Raw genomic sequence first — 15940 nt, 5'->3', positions numbered from 1 at the left:
GGCCGCTACACCGCGAGGCTGAGTGCCGCCGCCACCGCGAAGCCCGCCACCGAGAGCACCGACTCCAGCACCGTCCAGGACTTCAGCGTGTCCCGCTCCGAGATGCCGAAGTACTTGGAAACGATCCAGAACCCGCCGTCGTTGACGTGCGAGGCGAAGATCGAGCCGGCCGAGATCGCCATGATGACGAGGGCCAGGAAGGCCTGCGAGTGGCCGCCGCCCTCGACGAGCGGGAGGACGATGCCCGCGGTCGTCACGATCGCGACCGTCGCGGAGCCCTGGGCGACGCGCAGCACGAGCGAGATCAGATAGGCGAGGACGATGACCGGCAGACCGACGTCGTTGAAGGTGTCGGAGAGCGCCTGGGCGACGCCGCTGGCCTTCAGGACGGCGCCGAAGACGCCGCCCGCGCCGACGACGAGCAGGATGTTGCCGACCGGCTTGAGGGACTGGGTGGACACCGATTCCAGCGACCTGCGGGACCAGCCGCGCCGGATGCCCAGCAGGTAGTACGCCAGGAACAGGGCGATCGTCAGGGCGACGAAGGGGTTGCCGAAGAACTCGATGACCGAGCGCAGCGTGGACTCCTCCAGCGCGATGGAGGAGAACGTCGCGGCGAGGATGAGGACCAGCGGCGTACCGATGATGGCCAGGACCGTGCCGAGCGGGACGGGGGCTTCGTCGGCGCCCTTGCGGTCGGCCGCCACCGCGGCCTTGGCGTCCTCCGCGGCCTCGACCATGTCCTCCGGTACGGGGACGAAGATGCGCTTGCCGATCCAGGAGGCGTAGACCCAGGCGGCGAGGACGGCCGGGATGCCGACGACGATGCCCATGAGGATGACCCAGCCGAGCGAGACGTGCAGCAGACCGGCGGCGGCGACCGGGCCGGGGTGGGGCGGCAGGAAGGCGTGGGTCATGGACAGGCCCGCGAGCAGCGGCATCGCGTACAGCAGGATCGACTTGCCGGAGCGCTTGGCGGCCGCGTAGACGATCGGCGCGAGGACGAAGATGCCGACGTCGAAGAAGACGGGGATACCGAAGATGAGGCCGGTGAGGCCCATGGCGAGCGGGGCGCGCTTCTCGCCGAAGAGGTTCAGCAGACGGCTGCTCAGCACCTCGGCGCCGCCGGACACTTCGAGGATCGCGCCGAGCATCGTGCCGAGGCCGATGATGATCGCCACATGGCCGAGGATGCCGCCCATGCCGGTCTCGATGACGGAGACGGCGGCGGACTTCTGGATGGTGCCGAAGAGTTCGGTGACGGAGAGCCCGGCGGCGAGGCCGACGGATATGGAGACGGCGAGCAGCGCGACGAACGGCTGCAGCCTGATCTTGATGATCAGGACGAGGAGGAGGGCGATACCGAGTGCGGCGACGGTCAGCAGCCCGGCGGTCCCGGGTATGAGGAGGAGCAGTCCGCCCGTGTGGGGTGTGGGCGGTGGTGGGGCGTCTGCGGCGAGCAGCATGGCAGGGGGACCTCGTTTTCGGGTAGGGGGGAGCGCGGCACGGCGCCGTGCGGAGGGCGCCGTGCCGTGGAGCGGCTGGTGCAGCGGGATCAGCTCGTGGGGAAGCGCTAACGGGATCAGCTCGGCCCGGCTCAGCTCAGGACCGCCAGGGCGTCGATCTCGACGAGCAGTCCGGCGGGCAGGCCGACGTACACGGTCGTACGGGCGGCGGGGGCCTCCTTGAGGCCCTGCTCCTCGAAGTACGCGTTGTAGATCGCGTTCATCTCCGCGAAGTGGTCCACGTCGGTGAGGTAGACACGGATCATCATCACGTCGTCCCAGCTCGCGCCGCCCTCCTCCAGGATCGCCTTGACGTTGGCGAGGGTCTGGAGGGTCTGCTCGCGCAGGGCCGGCCCGACGACGGTGGGCGCCTGGCCCTCGACGGCCGGGAGGAAGCCGACCTGTCCGGCGACCTGGAGGATGTTGCCCTTGCGCACGCCGTGGGAGAACTTGGCGGGCGGGGTGGTGTGGGTGGCGGGGGTGATCGCGGTCTTCTCGGTCATACGGTGTCCTTGCCTGAGTAGTCACGGGTGATGGCGTCGGCGGTGCGGCGCACCAGCGGGAGCAGGGTGAGGAGTTCCTCGGCGGTGACGACCACGTTCGGCGCGGAGACCGACATGGCGGCGACGACACGGCCGTCCGCACCGCGGATCGGGGCCCCGATGCAGTTGATGGACTCCTCGTGGCCACCGAGGTCGGTGGCCCAGCCCTGTTCGCGTACGGTCGCCAGCTCCCTGAGGAAGGCGACGGCGTTCGGGATCGAACGGGGCGTGTACATGGGGAAGTCGAGGCGCTCGGCGATCGCGCGGCGTTCGGCTTCGGGCAGGTCGGCGAGGAGCAGCTTGGCCACGGCGGCGACGGTGATCGCGACGGGCTTGCCGATCCGGGAGTACATCCGGACCGGGTAGCGGCTCTCCACCTTGTCGATGTAGAGGACCTCGTTCTCCTCGTGGACGGCGAGGTGGACCGTGTGCCCGCACTGCTCGTTGAGGGCGACGAGGTGGGGGTGGGCGATCTCGCGGATGTCGAGGTTCTCGACGGCCTCCTGCGCGAGGGCGAAGAGCCGGGCGCCGAGGCGGTAGCGCTGGTCCTGCTGGCGGTAGACGAGCCCGTGCTCGTGGAGCGTACGGAGCAGACGCAGCGCGGTGGACTTGTGGACGCCGAGCCGCTCGGCGACCTGTCCGAGGTCCGCGGGGCCCTGCGCGAGCAGCGGCAGGATGCTGAGGGCGCGGTCGACGGTCTGGCTCATGACGTACGTACCTCCTCCATGGCCTGGTCGGCTGCGGTCCAGCCGGGGCCGAGGTGAAGTGTCCCCCAGCGCTCGTCGTCCAGGGCGGCGAGACGGTCCGCGTACGCGGTGGGCGGCGGCGTGCCGAGGTCACCGGCGACGGTGAGCGTGGCGGCGGCCGTCAGGTGCCCGTGCCGCAACCGCGCCTCCACGGGCAGTCCGCGCAGGCTCGCCGACAGGAAGCCGGCGGCGAAGGCGTCACCGGCCCCGACGGCGGCGACGACATCGACCCGCGGCGCGGGAACGTGAGTGACGGTGTCCTCGGGGTGCCCGGCCTCGTCGGCCTCGGAGGCACAAGGGGTCCGGGCGGGGCGGGTGTACGCCACGGCGCCCCGCGCCCCCTGCTTGACCACGAGCACCGCCGGCTCCGGCAGCGCGCTCCGGATCGCGGCGGCGCCGCGCAGCCCCCACGCCTCCTCCGCCTCGTCCTCGCCCACGAACACGACGTCCGCCCCGCGTGCCAGGTCCAGCAGCACCGCCGGGTCCTCGCGCCACAGTCCGGGCCGGTGGTTCACGTCGAAGGAGACCAGGGGACGCCCGGCCCGCCGAGCGGTGAGCACCCGCATCAGCCCCAGGCACTCCGGCGACAACGCCGCGGTGATGCCGGACAGATGGAGCACCCTCGCACCGTCGAGGTCCTCGTGGGGAACGTTCGTGGGAGACATCGCGGACGCCGCGGACCCGGCCCGGTAGTAGAGCACCTCGTGCGCGTCCGTCGCCCGGTCGGTCGCCGTGCGGAAGTAGATGCCGGTCGGCCGGTTCGCGTCCCGCCGCACACCGCTCGTGTCGACGCCGTAGGCCGCGACCGCCGCGATCAGATGGTCGCCGAAGCCGTCGGCGCCGACCCGGCTGACCCACTTCACCGCGTGCCCCGCCGCGGCCAGCGCGCACGCGACGTTCGACTCCGCGCCGCCGATGGTGCGGGCGAAGGACGGTACGTCGGCGAGGCGGCCCGGCCGGGAGGGCAGGAACGTGACCATGGACTCGCCGAGGCAGACGACGTCCACGACGTCACCGTCCACTGCTGCGGTTCCGGTCACCCTGGCGCTCCTCGCTGGTCGTACGGGTCCATTGACCCGGTGTCGGCTCGGATGTTAGACAGCGTTAAGCGTTATACGCAACGACCATTGCACATGCTGCAACCACAGCTGGAGGAGGCACACCATGCCCGCCGACAACGCCGTCGAAGGGCTCGCGGAGCTGGACCGCGAGACCGTCGACCATCGCTTCAAGGCGCTCCCTCCGGACGCCGAGGGCCTCACCGTCGGCGAGCTGGCCGCCCAGCGGCGCAACCTCTTCACCGGTGGCTTCACCACACCCGTACTCGCGCTCTCCGCGGAGTCCCTGGAGCACAATCTCGCCCTGCTGGAGACCTACGCCGAGCGCCACGGCCTCGCGTTCGCCCCGCACGGCAAGACCTCCATGTCGCCGCAGCTCTTCGCGCGCCAGCTGGAGCGCGGCGCGTGGGGCATCACCGCCGCGGTCCCCCACCAGGTCCGCGTCTACCGCGCGCACGCGATCAAGCGCATCTTCCTCGCGAACGAACTCGTCGACGCGGTCGCGCTGCGCTGGCTCGCCGGCGAGCTGGAGCGCGACCCCGACTTCCGGTTCGTCTGTTACGTCGACTCCGTGCGCGGCGTGGAGCTGATGGACGAGGCGCTGCGGAGTTCGGGCCGCGAGACCCGGCCGGTGGACGTCGTGGTCGAGCTCGGCGCGGGCGAGGGCGCCCGCACCGGCGCCCGCACCGACGCCGACTGCGCCGCCGTCGCCGACGCGGTCGCCGCGGCACCCACGCTGCGGCTGGTCGGCGTCGCGGGCTACGAGGGCGAGGTCCCGGACGCGACGCCCGAGCGGGTCCGCGACTGGCTGCGCCGACTCGTCGCGCTCGCCGCCTCCTTCGACAAGGACGGCCGGTTCGCGGACGCGGAGGAGGTCGTGGTCAGCGCGGGCGGCAGCGCCTGGTTCGACTCCGTCGCCGAGGTCTTCGCGGAGATCCCGGAACTGTCCCGTCCGGTGCTGAAACTGCTGCGCTCCGGGGCGTACGTGTCCCACGACGACGGCCACTACAAGCACCTCACGCCGTTCAACCGCGTCCCCGAGGAGGGCGCCCTGGAACCGGCGTTCCGCCTCTGGGCCCAGGTCGTCTCCCGGCCGACCCGGGAGCAGGCCTTCGCCAACGCGGGCAAGCGCGACGCCGCGTACGACCTCGACCTGCCGCAGGCCCAGGTCGTCCGCGACGCCCGGGACGGGTCGGTCCGGCCGGCCGCGGGCATCACGGTGACCGGGCTGTCCGACCAGCACGCCTGGATCCGCACGGAGGAGGACGCGGACCTGGAGGTCGGGGACTGGGTCGGCATGGGGCTGTCGCATCCGTGCACGTCGTTCGACAAGTGGCAGCTGATCCCCGTGGCCGAGTCGGACGGCACGGTCACGGACTACATCCGCACGTTCTTCTGACCGACGTCGGGCAGCCCGGCCTCCCGGCTGCCCGACAACCCGGCCTCCCCACGTCCGACACCCCGACGCAGCCAGAAAGGCACCCCGATGGACCTCGTCATTCGCGACGTACGCGTCATCGACGGCACCGGCGGTGCCTCCTACCGCGCCGACGTCGGCGTCGAGGACGGCCGGATCACCACCATCACCCGGGAGCGCGAGGGCGGCGGCCCCCGCCCCACGGCCCGGCGCACGATCGACGCCGACGGCCTCGCCCTCGCCCCCGGCTTCATCGACATGCACGCGCACAGCGACCTCGCGCTGCTTCGCGACCCCGACCACGGCGCCAAGGCCGCCCAGGGCGTGACCCTCGAAGTCCTCGGCCAGGACGGCCTGTCGTACGCGCCCGTCGACGACCGCACGCTCGCCGAGGTCCGCAGGTCCATCACCGGCTGGAACGGCGACGGCTCCGACATCGACTTCGACTGGCGCACGGTCGGCGAGTACCTGGACCGCCTCGACCGCTCCCACGGCGGCCAGGGCATCGCCGTCAACGCCGCCTACCTCGTCCCCCAGGGCACCGTCCGCATGTACGCCGTCGGCTGGGACGACCGCCCCGCCACCGACGCCGAGCTCGTGCGCATGAAGCAGCTCGTCGCCGAGGGCCTGGAGCAGGGCGCCGTCGGCATGTCCTCCGGCCTCACCTACACCCCCGGCATGTACGCGAACGACGCCGAACTCACCGAGCTGTGCCGGGTCGTGGCCCGCTACGACGGCTACTACTGCCCCCACCACCGCAGCTACGGCGCCGGCGCCCTGCGGGCGTACGAGGAGATGGTCGGCCTCACCCGCGACGCCGGCTGCGCCCTCCATCTCGCCCACGCCACCATGAACTTCGGCGTGAACAAGGGCCGCGCCCCCGAACTGCTCGCCCTGCTCGACGAGGCCCTCGACACGGGCGCCGACATCTCCCTCGACACCTATCCGTACACCCCCGGCTGCACGACGCTCGTCGCCACCCTGCCCAGCTGGGCGAGCGAGGGCGGCCCGGAGGCGACCCTGGCGCGCCTCGCCGACGACGCCACCGCCGAGCGGATCCGCCACCATCTGGAGGTCGTCGGCTCGGACGGCTGCCACGGTGTGCCCATCGAGTGGGACACGATCGAGATCTCGGGCGTCTCCGACCCCGGCCTGGCGTCCTGCGTCGGCAGGACGATCGCGCAGAGCGCGACCGCGCGCGGCGAGGAGCCGTGGGTCACCGCACGCCGGCTGCTGCTCGCCGACCGGCTCGGCTCGACGATCCTCCAGCACGTCGGACACGAGGAGAACGTCCGCGAGATCATGCGCCACCGCGTCCACACCGGCGGCAGCGACGGCATCCTCCAGGGCTTCAAGCCCCACCCGCGTGCCTACGGCACGTTCCCGCAGTACCTCGGCCGGTACGCCCGCGACCTCGGCGTCCTGTCCCTGGAGGAGACGGTCGCCCATCTCACCTCCCGCCCGGCCGCCCGGCTCCGCCTGCCCGACCGCGGCCTGGTGCGCGAGGGCTACCGCGCGGACCTGGTGCTGTTCGACCCGGACACGGTCGCGGCGGGCTCCACGTTCGACGCCCCGCGCACGCTCCCGACGGGCATCCCGCACGTCCTGATCGACGGCAGGTTCGTCATCGAGGACGGGAAGCGTACGGACGTGCTGGCGGGGCGGGCGGTCCGCCGGACCCCGGTCCGCCCGGCTCCGTAAGCGGCCCGCGCCGGACCACCACGACCGCCGTCGCACACGCGACGGCGGCGAGGACGAATCCGTAGAGCGGCGTGTGCCCCGAGGGCGCGGTCTCGTACACCAGCGCCGCGGACAGCACCATCAGCACCGGGACGATCCGGTCGTCCCACGCGGACACGGTCGCCGCCACCACCGCCGTCCCCCACAGCAGGTACCACGGCTGCACCATCGGCGAGAGCGCGACCAGCACCAGCAGCGACAGGCCGAGACCGCGCACGGGGTGCAGCCGCCCGCGCAGCGCACCGAGGGCGAAGAAGGCGATCGCGGCGACCGCGACGGCGAGGCCGAGGCTCTGCACCGCCTCCTTCACGGTGAGGAGTTCGGCTCCCGTCAGAGCGTGGGCCAGCGCGCCCAGTCCCTGACCGAGATCGCTGGAGAGCGACAGCGGCGTGTGTATGGTCCCGGCGACGCTCTGCGTCCGCAGCCAGCCGAATCCGGTGCCGCCGAGCAGGGTCGCGGCGACCGCGACGGCCGCGGCGACGAGCCCGGGACCGAGCAGCGCCTTCGGCAGGCGCTGCGCCAGGGAGCCCTCGCCGCGCCGTACGACGATCACGCCGATGAAGAGCAGGGCCAGCGCCGCCGGCGACTTGATCAGCACGGCGAGGGCGACGACCGCACTGCCCACGACCCAGCGTCCGCGCAGGGCGAGAACGAGCCCGGTGAGCATGAGGCCGATCATCAGCCCGTCGTTGTGCGCCCCTCCCACGACATGCATCAGCAGGAGCGGGTTGAGGGCCGCCAGCCACAGCGCGCGGCTCTCGTCCGCCCCGCACTCCACCGCGAGCCGCCGCACCGCCCAGGCGATCAGGACGAGCGCGGCGACGGCGATCAGCCGCATTCCGAGGACGGCGGGGACGAGGGTCCCGCCCGTGACCCACACGACGCCCTTCGCCAGGACGAGGAACACCGGCCCGTACGGCGCCGGGGTGTCCGTCCAGTGGCCGCCCACGCTCGCCGCCGCGTCGGCGCCCCGCGAGTCCGCGGCGAGGACCGACGGCCCGTGCGTGTAGACATCGTGGCCGTCGAGGACCATCGCGCCCTGGGCGATGTAGCTGTAGACGTCCGCGCTGTAGAGCGACGGCGCGAGGACGAGGGGCGCGGCCCACCAGCCGAGGGTGACGAGGGTGTCCCGCACCCCGGGCCCCTCCCCCTTGGCCAGGAGCCTTCCGTACGCCCACCAGGCGAGGACCAGCAGCGTCAGCCCGGCGTACGCGAGAACGGCGCCCGCGACGGTGACCACGGACCCGTGCGGAACCCACAGCCCCCACGGATCGCGAACCGGCAGGGCCCCTGCGACCGTGCCTCCGGCGGCGATCGCCAGCGCTCCGCTCGCCCCCAGCCGGCGCACCCCGGTCACACTCTGCACCCGGCCGAGCCTACAGCGCCCGGCCCCGGGCCCTGGGGGGGACCTGACCTCAGGGGATGTTGAGCATGTACGTGTTCTCCAGCTCGTCCTGCAGGACGGTGGCCTTGTTGTCCGCCGTCCGTACGTGCATGTCCTCGTCGGGTGTGTGCACCCGGAAGCGCCACCCCTGCGGCAGCTCCAGGCGCTCGCCGAGCGTGGACAGGGAATCGATGGTCTGGCTGTCGTCCACGGTGTGCGAGTACGCCTGGAGGATGTACGTCCGCCCGCCCGGGCCGACCAGCGCGTACACGGGCTTCCCGGCGTCCAGGACGTACTCGGTGTCCCGCTCCACCGTGGTGTCGACGTAGAACTTCCTGGGCGTGGCGCCGGACACGTCGATCTCCGTGGGGATACGCACGTCGGCGGCCCAGCGGGCCTCCAGTCCGTCGAACTTCTCGACGTCTCCCCACGCGTAGGTCGTGACCTCGTCGATCGTCCAGAAGCGCGGGCCGTTCAGAAAGACCATCGGCACCTGGAAGCGCTCCGCCAGGGCGACCCCGTCGAGGGCGTTCCACTTGTCGAGCGGGCAGTCGTTGAGCCCGAAGGTGTTGTAGACGGCCCCCTTGAGTCCGCCGTCCTCGGTGGGCGAGATGAGCAGGACCTCGCCGTAACGCCGGCCCCGCATTCCCTCCAGGTGCCGGGATTCCCGCGTCGGCTTCGTCGTGTGGGTCATGGCGCCTCCTCGCGGTTCGTCCACACCGTCCACACCCCCAAGCGCAGCACACCCACGGTGAACACGCACCCCGTCCCCGGTGACACCCGCCCCCACCTCGAACCACACCGTCTTCCCGATCCCGCACTCCCGCGGATACGCACCCCACGCGTCGGCGAGCGCCTCCACGAGCGCGAGCCCGCGCCCCGACTCGTCGTCGGGCGCGGCCGACCGCGGGCACGGGAGCACGTCGCTCGCGTCCGAGACCTCGATCCGCAGCACCCCGTCCCGCAGCACGCACCGCGTCCACACCTCACGGCCCGGCGACACCCGCGCGTGCCGGCAGGCGTTCGTGACCAGCTCACTGAGCAGCAGTACGGCGGTCTCCGTCGTGTCGTCCGGGAGCTTCCACTCCCGCGCCTGCCCGACCAGATACGCGCGGGCGCGGCCCGCACTGCGTGGGCTGCGGGGCAGCCGCCACTCGATGTGCTGATTCATGGCTCCTACGCTGCTGGCGCGCCCTAGCCTCATGAAGTAACGACCTGAGTACGCACGGTGGTTGTACCCCACGCGTACCTGTACCGGGGAGGGCGGACCCGTGACGGAGACCTGGCGGTACTGCGGCAACCAGATCAAGCTCTGGCGGACGGAAGCGGGAATCAGCAGGGAGGAGCTGGGCAAGGAGGCGAACTACGAGTACGAGACGGTCAAGTCCATGGAGCAGGGCCGCCGCAAGCCCAGCGTGCGGCTGCTTCAGGTGGCGGACCAGATGTGCGGGGCGCAGGGGAAGTTACTGGCGGCGCAGGAGTTCTTGAAGCCGGAGCCGTTTCCAGCACGATCGCAGGAGTACATGGCGATCGAGGCGGAAGCGATCGCGCTGCACTGGTACGAGCCGTTGCTGATCCCTGGGCTGCTCCAGACCGAGGAGTACGCGCGAGCACTGATCAGCGAGAGCTGCCCTCCGCTGGACGACGAGACGGTGGATGAGCGCGTAAGTGCACGATTGCAGCGGCAAGATGCACTGACACGCAGGGCGAGCACTCTGTTCAGCTTCGTGCTGTACGAGGCGTCACTGCGCACCATGGTCGGCGGACGTGAAGCAATGAAGCGCCAGCTACAAACCCTCCTTGAAGCAGCCGAGTTGCGGAACGTATCCGTCCAGGTGCTGCCTATGGGCCGTTGCAGCGGCCTCGCGCTGGCGGGCTCGATCGTTCTGCTGGAGACTCCTGACCATGAGCACTACGCCTTCGCCGAAGGGCAGACGACCAGTGCGCTTTACGCTGAACCAGCCAAGGTCAGTGAACTAACTCAGCGCCATGACATGATCCGCAGGCACGCCCTCTGCGTCGAGGACTCAGCCGGGTCCCTCAGAAAGGTGGCCGAAGAGCTATGAGCGACAGACTCACGTGGTTCAAGTCCAGCTACAGCGACGACCAGGGCAGTGCCTGCATAGAAGTCGCCCTCGACTGGCACAAGTCCACCTACAGCGATGACGAAGGCGGCGCCTGCGTCGAGGTCGCCACCTGCCCCCACACCGTTCACGTCCGTGACTCCAAGCTCGGCGACACCAGCCCCCGCTTCGCCGTCGCCGGCGACGCGTGGACCGCGTTCCTGGGAGGCGTCACCGCATGACGTCTGCCGGCACACGCGTACCCGGACCCGCCGGACTGCCCTTACTGGGCTCGATGTTCGACCTCAAGCGGGACTCGCTCGGCACGTTCCTCGCCGGTCAGCGGGAGCACGGAGACGTCGTCCGGTTCACCGCGGGCCCGCCAGGGCTGCGGATGGAGCTGTACGGGGTGTTCTCGGCGGAGGGCGCCCAGCAGGTCCTGGCGACGGAATCGGCCAACTTCCGCAAGGACAACGCGTTCTACCAGGAGGTCCGGGAGTCGTTCGGGAACGGTCTGCTGACCAGCCAGGACGACGACTACCTCCGGCAGCGGCGGCTGGTGCAGCCGCTCTTCACCCGCAAGCGCGTGGACGGCTACGCCTCCGCCGTCACCGACGAGACCTCCGCTCTCCTCACCCGCTGGGGCAGCGCCCCGGGCGGCACCGTGGACGTCATCGACGAGATGACGGGGCTCGCTCTGCGCGCCGTGGCCCGGATCCTGTTCGGTACGGGCGTCGAGGACGCGATCTTCGTCGTGGAGCGGTGCTTCCCCGTCATCGGGAGCTATACGCTCCGGCGCGGACTCTCGCCCGTCAACCCGCCCCGCCACTGGCCGATTCCGGACAACCGCAGGGCCGCGTCCGCCATGGACGAGCTGTACGCCGTCTGCGACCGGATCGTCGAGGAGCGGCGCGCGGAGGGGGACGCGGCGAAGGGCGACGATCTGCTGACTCTGCTCGCGCAGGCGCAGAGCGCGGAGGACGGCAGCCTGGACGCCACCGAGATCAGGGACCAGGTGCTGATCTTCCTCCTCGCGGGGCACGAGACGACGGCCACGTCGCTCGCCTTCGCTCTCCATCTCCTCGCCCGCCATCCCGAACAGCAGGCGCGGGCGCGGGCGGAGGCCGAGCGCGTACTGGCGGGGCGCACCCCCGAGGCGTACGACCTCGACGCGCTGCCGTACCTGACCAGGGTGCTGAAGGAGGCCATGCGGCTGTATCCGGCGGCGCCGGCGATCGGGCGGCGAGCGGTCGAGGCCACGGAGATCGGCGGGTTCGCGATTCCGGCCGGTGCGGATGTGGTCGTGGCGCCGTGGGTGACGCACCGGCATCCCCGGTACTGGGAGGAGCCGGAGCGCTTCGATCCTGAGCGGTTCCTGCCCGAGCCGGAGAAGGAACGTCCGCGGTACGCCTGGTTCCCGTTCGGCGGCGGCCCGCGCGCGTGTATCGGGCAGCACTTCTCGATGCTGGAGTCGGTGCTGGCGCTCTCCATGATCCTTCGGGAGTACGAGCTGGAGGCCGTGCACCAGGAGGTCCCCGTCCACGCGGGCATCACGCTGCGCGCGGACGCCCCCGCGCGCTGTCTGCTGCGGCCCGTCGGCGCCTCCTAGCGGATCACTCCACCGTCGCCGGTGGGCTCTCGGCCTGCCGGGCGGTGGAGCGCCGGGCGTAGAAGCGGGCGATCGGCTCGGCGCTCAGCCCGTGGAGGACGATGCTGAGCATCACGGTGATCACCATGACGCGCGCGATGAAGTCCGCGTTGGCGTCCGGGAGCTCGATGACCGCCAGCGATCCGAAGACGATGGATGTGATGCCTCGCGGGCCCATCCAGCCCAGGAACAGCCTGTCCGCCGGCGCGATGTCCGTCCTCATGAGGACGAGCAGGACGGGCAGCATGCGGAACAGCGTGACGGCGAGCAGCGCGTAGAGGATCACCGAGACCTGGAAGCTGTCGCCGAAGGCGTCGTTGACGATCTGTCCGAAGAGGAACCACAGCCCGAGGCAGAGGAGGACGACCAGATCGTCGGTCAGCTCCGCCACGCCCTTGGGAAGTTGCCTCACCGCCGGGCCGATCACCACGCCGGCCACGAAGGAAGCGACGAATCCGTTTCCTCCCAGGGCGCTGGAGAGGGTGTACGCCGCCAGCGGCACGGCGAGGACGCCCAGCCTCATCGCCGACAGCTCGGTCCACCCGCGCGACCACGACAGGCGCAGCAGACGGCCGGCCACCCATCCGACGGCGAGACCGGCCCCGAGGGCCCAGCCGGCCGCCCCGACCGCCTCCAGCACCGCCTGGCCGTAGTCGGCGTGGGCGCCGTGCGATTCGACGGCCGCGGCGAGGCAGAGGAGGAAGACCGGCGAGACGATGCCGTCGTTGAGGCCGCCTTCGACGTTGAGGAGCTCCCGTAGCCGGGCCGGGATCCTGCGGTCACGGACGACGGCGGCGGTGGGGGCCAGGTCCAGCGGTACGACGATGGTCGCCAGGACCGCCAGCAGCCATCCCGACTGGCCGGGGAAGAGGAGCAAGCCGGTCAGGAACGCGGCGCACAGGGTCAGCGGCAGGCCGCCGGCGAGCAGACGGGTGACGGGACCCTTCTCACGTCCGAGAGCACCGCCGGGCAGCTCGATGGCGTCCACGAACAACAGCAGGGCCAGAATGACCTCGACGGCGTGCTCGAAGACGGAGGTCTCCAGCTCGAAATGGAGCGGGGGTCCCGACCCGGCGGTCAGCGCGATGCCGGCGCCCATCATCGCGATGGGCGCGGTGATGCTCCAGCGTGAAAGCCTGTGGGCCAGCAGCGCCCAGACGAACAGAACTCCCGCGATGACCGTGACGGCAAGCATGCAACCCCGCTCTCCGCTTCGCGCATCGCCCGGATCGCCCGGATCGCCCGGATCGCACAGAGCCTAGGGCGGACGCCTCGCGGGGCCGCGTCGACAGCGCCGCGAGTCGCCCATTGCCGTGATCCCGGCAGCATCGCTCCGGGCGCGGTACGTCCGTCAGTTCACAGCGGTACGTCCGTCAGTTCACGCCGCGCGGGCGGTACTGGATGCTGATCCGCGCTCCCACCGCCCGCGTCGTCTTCGGCACGGCGTGCTCCCAGGTGCGCTGGCAGGAGCCGCCCATGACGACGAGGTCGCCGTGGCCGAGGGCCTTGCGGACCGGTTCGCGGCCGCCGCTCCGCGGGCGCAGGACGAGGTCGCGCGGGGTGCCGACGGAGAGGATGGCCACCATCGTGTCCTCGCGTGCCCCGCGCCCGATGCGGTCGCCGTGCCAGGCGACGCTGTCGTGGCCGTCCCGGTAGTAGCAGAGCCCGGCGGTCACGAAGGGTTCGCCGAGTTCGGCGGCATAGTGCGCGGAGAGTGCGTCCCGGGCCTCGGTGAGGACGGGGTGCGGCAGCGGGTCGCCGTCGCCGTAGTAGGCGAGCAGGCGGGGCACGTCGACCTCGCGCTCGTACATCTGGCGGCGTTCGGCGCGCCAGGGGACGACTTCGGCGAGCTCCTCGAACAGCGCGTCGGCGCCGCTGAGCCAGCCCGGCAGGACGTCGAGCCAGGCGCCCTGCCCGAGCACGGTGCGGCGGATGCCCGTCAGCGGACCGGGACGGATCTCGTCGGTCTGGTCGAAGAGCGAACCCTGCAGATGGCCTGCCATGCCTCCAGAGTACCCACGAAACCGAACGTATGAACGATTGAGTGATTCCGCGGGGGTCCGGCGTGGCCCAAAACACGAAGCGCGCATTCCGGAGGGCCCGTAAGCTCACGTCATGCAGGTGATCCAGTCGACGAAGCTCGCCAACGTCTGTTACGAGATCCGGGGCCCGGTGCTCGAGGAGGCGATGCGGCTGGAGGCTGCCGGTCATCGCATCCTCAAGCTGAACACCGGAAACCCGGCCGCGTTCGGCTTCGAGTGCCCGCCGGCCATCCTCGAGGACATCCTCCGCAACGTCGGCGACGCGCACGGCTACGGGGACGCGAAGGGCCTGCTGAGCGCACGGCGCGCGATCATGAGCCACTACGAGACCAAGGGCGTTCCGCTCTCGGTCGAGGACATCTACCTCGGCAACGGCGTATCCGAGCTGATCCAGATGTCGATGCAGGCGCTGCTCGACGACGGCGACGAGGTGCTCGTACCGGCGCCGGACTATCCGCTGTGGACGGCGTCCGTGTCGCTCTCGGGCGGGACGGCCGTGCACTACCGGTGCGACGAGCAGTCCGACTGGATGCCGGACCTCGCGGACATCGAGCGGAAGATCACCGATCGGACCAAGGCGATCGTGATCATCAACCCGAACAACCCGACGGGCGCGGTCTACGACGACGAGGTCCTGCGCGGCCTCACGGAGATCGCCCGCCGGCACCGTCTGGTGGTCTGCTCCGACGAGATCTACGACAGGATCCTCTACGACGGCGCCACGCACACCCCGACCGCCTCGATCGCGCCGGACCTGCTGGTGCTGACGTTCAACGGGATGTCGAAGAACTACCGGGTGGCCGGCTACCGCAGCGGCTGGCTCGCGGTCTGCGGCCCGAAGGCGCACGCCTCCTCGTACATCGAGGGCCTGACGATCCTGGCGAACATGCGGCTGTGCGCGAACATGCCGGCGCAGCACGCGGTCGCCGCCGCGCTCCAGGGGCGCCAGTCGATCGAGGACCTGGTGCTGCCTGGCGGGCGACTGCTGGAGCAGCGGGACACGGCGTACGACCTGCTGACGCAGATCCCGGGCGTGACGTGCGTGAAGCCGAAGGGGGCGCTGTACCTCTTCCCGCGCCTCGACCCGGACGTCTACAAGATCAAGGACGACCGGCAGATGGTGCTGGACCTGCTGCGGGCCGAGAAGATCATGGTGGTGCACGGGACGGGCTTCAACTGGCACGAGCCGGATCACTTCCGGATCGTCACGCTGCCCAACGCGAAGGACCTGGCGGACGCGGTGACACGGATCGGGAACTTCCTGGACGGCTACAGCCAGCCATGATCCACGGGGCCCGGACCCCAGACTTTCGGACTCCACTCAACTTTAGACCGGATCTAAGCTAGGATGGCCGCAGAGCTACTGCAGGAGGCCGTCCCATGTACGAACCGATCCGCTCCAAGTCGGTGCACTCGTCGGCATGCGAGACCGACTTCCCGCACCGCAGCCGCGAGGAGGAGCTGGACATCCAGCTCGCCGGCCATCTCGCCGCGCTGCTCGCCACGACCGACGAGCTGGGGCTCGACGCCCAGGCCCGGCGCATCGCCGAGCAGGTCGCCCGGCTGCGCGGTGCCCCGCCCGTGCGCCACGCAGGACTGAGCGGCGCCGATCCGGCCGCCCTGCACCGCCGCGCCCTCGCCCTCGCCGGACGCGCCCTGGTCGTCGCCGCCTCGCGCGCCGACACCGCGGCCGCGATCCTCGCCGCCCAGTGCATGGACGCCCACACCGCCGCCCTGCGCGACACGCAGCTGGTCGGCGCCTCCTGACCGGCCCCGGTCCGCGTGCCGAGGAGGC

15 protein-coding genes are annotated in these 15940 nt (G+C 71.2%); 7 read left to right on the top strand and 8 right to left on the bottom strand.

Translation table 11 applies throughout. The features are described from left to right. Positions 1-5: 5 nt before the first annotated feature. The 4 genes from OG766_RS22625 to OG766_RS22610 all read right to left on the bottom strand — a co-directional run bounded on the left by OG766_RS22625 (position 6) and on the right by OG766_RS22610 (position 3773). Entirely contained in the window at positions 6-1466 is a 1461-nt protein-coding gene (locus OG766_RS22625; RefSeq protein WP_328726066.1) for a GntP family permease, read from the bottom strand. Between the two features lie 131 nt (positions 1467-1597). Then, the gene (locus OG766_RS22620; protein WP_266382285.1) at positions 1598-2008 is read right to left on the bottom strand and encodes a RidA family protein; all 411 of its coding nucleotides are present in this window, start codon (positions 2006-2008) and stop codon (positions 1598-1600) included. Further along, positions 2005-2754 carry an IclR family transcriptional regulator gene (locus OG766_RS22615; RefSeq protein WP_266382282.1) on the bottom strand — a complete coding sequence of 250 codons (750 nt, stop codon included), beginning with the start codon at positions 2752-2754 and terminating at the stop codon, positions 2005-2007. Before OG766_RS22615 ends, OG766_RS22620 begins: the two co-directional genes overlap by 4 nt. Then, complete coding sequence (locus tag OG766_RS22610) at positions 2751-3773, bottom strand: sugar kinase (protein ID WP_443045614.1); 1023 nt, start codon at positions 3771-3773, stop codon at positions 2751-2753. Before OG766_RS22610 ends, OG766_RS22615 begins: the two co-directional genes overlap by 4 nt. Before the next feature lie 184 nt (positions 3774-3957). On the opposite strand from OG766_RS22610, the gene OG766_RS22605 reads away from it, so the two are divergent. Next, on the top strand, positions 3958-5250 hold the full coding sequence (locus OG766_RS22605; RefSeq protein ID WP_328726065.1) for an alanine racemase: 1293 nt from the start codon (positions 3958-3960) through the stop codon (positions 5248-5250). An 87-nt stretch (positions 5251-5337) separates the two neighbouring features. After that, on the top strand, positions 5338-6969 hold the full coding sequence (locus OG766_RS22600; RefSeq protein ID WP_328726064.1) for an N-acyl-D-amino-acid deacylase family protein: 1632 nt from the start codon (positions 5338-5340) through the stop codon (positions 6967-6969). Here OG766_RS22600 and mptB read toward each other — a convergent pair. Then, positions 6893-8374: a polyprenol phosphomannose-dependent alpha 1,6 mannosyltransferase MptB gene (gene mptB / locus OG766_RS22595; protein ID WP_328726063.1), complete on the bottom strand. Its 1482-nt coding sequence runs from the start codon at positions 8372-8374 to the stop codon at positions 6893-6895. The two genes, OG766_RS22600 and mptB, sit on opposite strands and share 77 nt — an antisense overlap. 49 nt (positions 8375-8423) lie before the next feature. After that, positions 8424-9563 (bottom strand): ATP-binding protein, encoded by a 1140-nt coding sequence (locus tag OG766_RS22590; protein WP_328726062.1) that lies wholly within the window; start codon positions 9561-9563, stop codon positions 8424-8426. A gap of 100 nt (positions 9564-9663) precedes the next feature. Here OG766_RS22590 and OG766_RS22585 point away from each other — a divergent pair, with 100 nt between their 5' ends. Genes OG766_RS22585 through OG766_RS22575 form a run of 3 tightly spaced genes read left to right on the top strand, consistent with a single transcriptional unit; the run spans position 9664 to position 12064 of the window. Next, entirely contained in the window at positions 9664-10458 is a 795-nt protein-coding gene (locus OG766_RS22585) for a helix-turn-helix domain-containing protein (protein WP_266382267.1), read from the top strand. Next, complete coding sequence (locus OG766_RS22580; RefSeq protein ID WP_266382265.1) at positions 10455-10697, top strand: DUF397 domain-containing protein; 243 nt, start codon at positions 10455-10457, stop codon at positions 10695-10697. The genes OG766_RS22585 and OG766_RS22580 overlap by 4 nt, the downstream gene beginning before the upstream one ends. Further along, positions 10694-12064, top strand: a complete 1371-nt coding sequence (locus tag OG766_RS22575; RefSeq protein ID WP_328726061.1) for a cytochrome P450 — start codon at positions 10694-10696, stop codon at positions 12062-12064. The genes OG766_RS22580 and OG766_RS22575 overlap by 4 nt, the downstream gene beginning before the upstream one ends. A 4-nt stretch (positions 12065-12068) precedes the next feature. On the opposite strand, the gene OG766_RS22570 is transcribed toward OG766_RS22575, so the two are convergent. Together OG766_RS22570 and OG766_RS22565 are read right to left on the bottom strand one after the other, a co-directional pair. Continuing rightward, complete coding sequence (locus OG766_RS22570; RefSeq protein ID WP_266382261.1) at positions 12069-13298, bottom strand: cation:proton antiporter; 1230 nt, start codon at positions 13296-13298, stop codon at positions 12069-12071. A gap of 178 nt (positions 13299-13476) precedes the next feature. Beyond that, the gene (locus OG766_RS22565; protein ID WP_266382258.1) at positions 13477-14106 is read right to left on the bottom strand and encodes an alpha-ketoglutarate-dependent dioxygenase AlkB; all 630 of its coding nucleotides are present in this window, start codon (positions 14104-14106) and stop codon (positions 13477-13479) included. Between the two features lie 112 nt (positions 14107-14218). Here OG766_RS22565 and OG766_RS22560 point away from each other — a divergent pair, with 112 nt between their 5' ends. Continuing rightward, positions 14219-15430 (top strand): pyridoxal phosphate-dependent aminotransferase, encoded by a 1212-nt coding sequence (locus OG766_RS22560; protein ID WP_266382256.1) that lies wholly within the window; start codon positions 14219-14221, stop codon positions 15428-15430. Positions 15431-15525: 95 nt separating this feature from the next. Further along, positions 15526-15912 carry an SCO4983 family protein gene (locus tag OG766_RS22555; protein WP_266382254.1) on the top strand — a complete coding sequence of 129 codons (387 nt, stop codon included), beginning with the start codon at positions 15526-15528 and terminating at the stop codon, positions 15910-15912. The last annotated feature ends 28 nt before the right edge of the window (positions 15913-15940 follow it).

It is taken from the genome of Streptomyces sp. NBC_00259, from assembly GCF_036181745.1.
Taxonomy (GTDB): Bacteria; Actinomycetota; Actinomycetes; order Streptomycetales; family Streptomycetaceae; genus Streptomyces; species Streptomyces pratisoli.
Note: the sequence above shows the minus strand (reverse complement) of the source record. Positions and strands in the feature narration are given on the sequence as shown.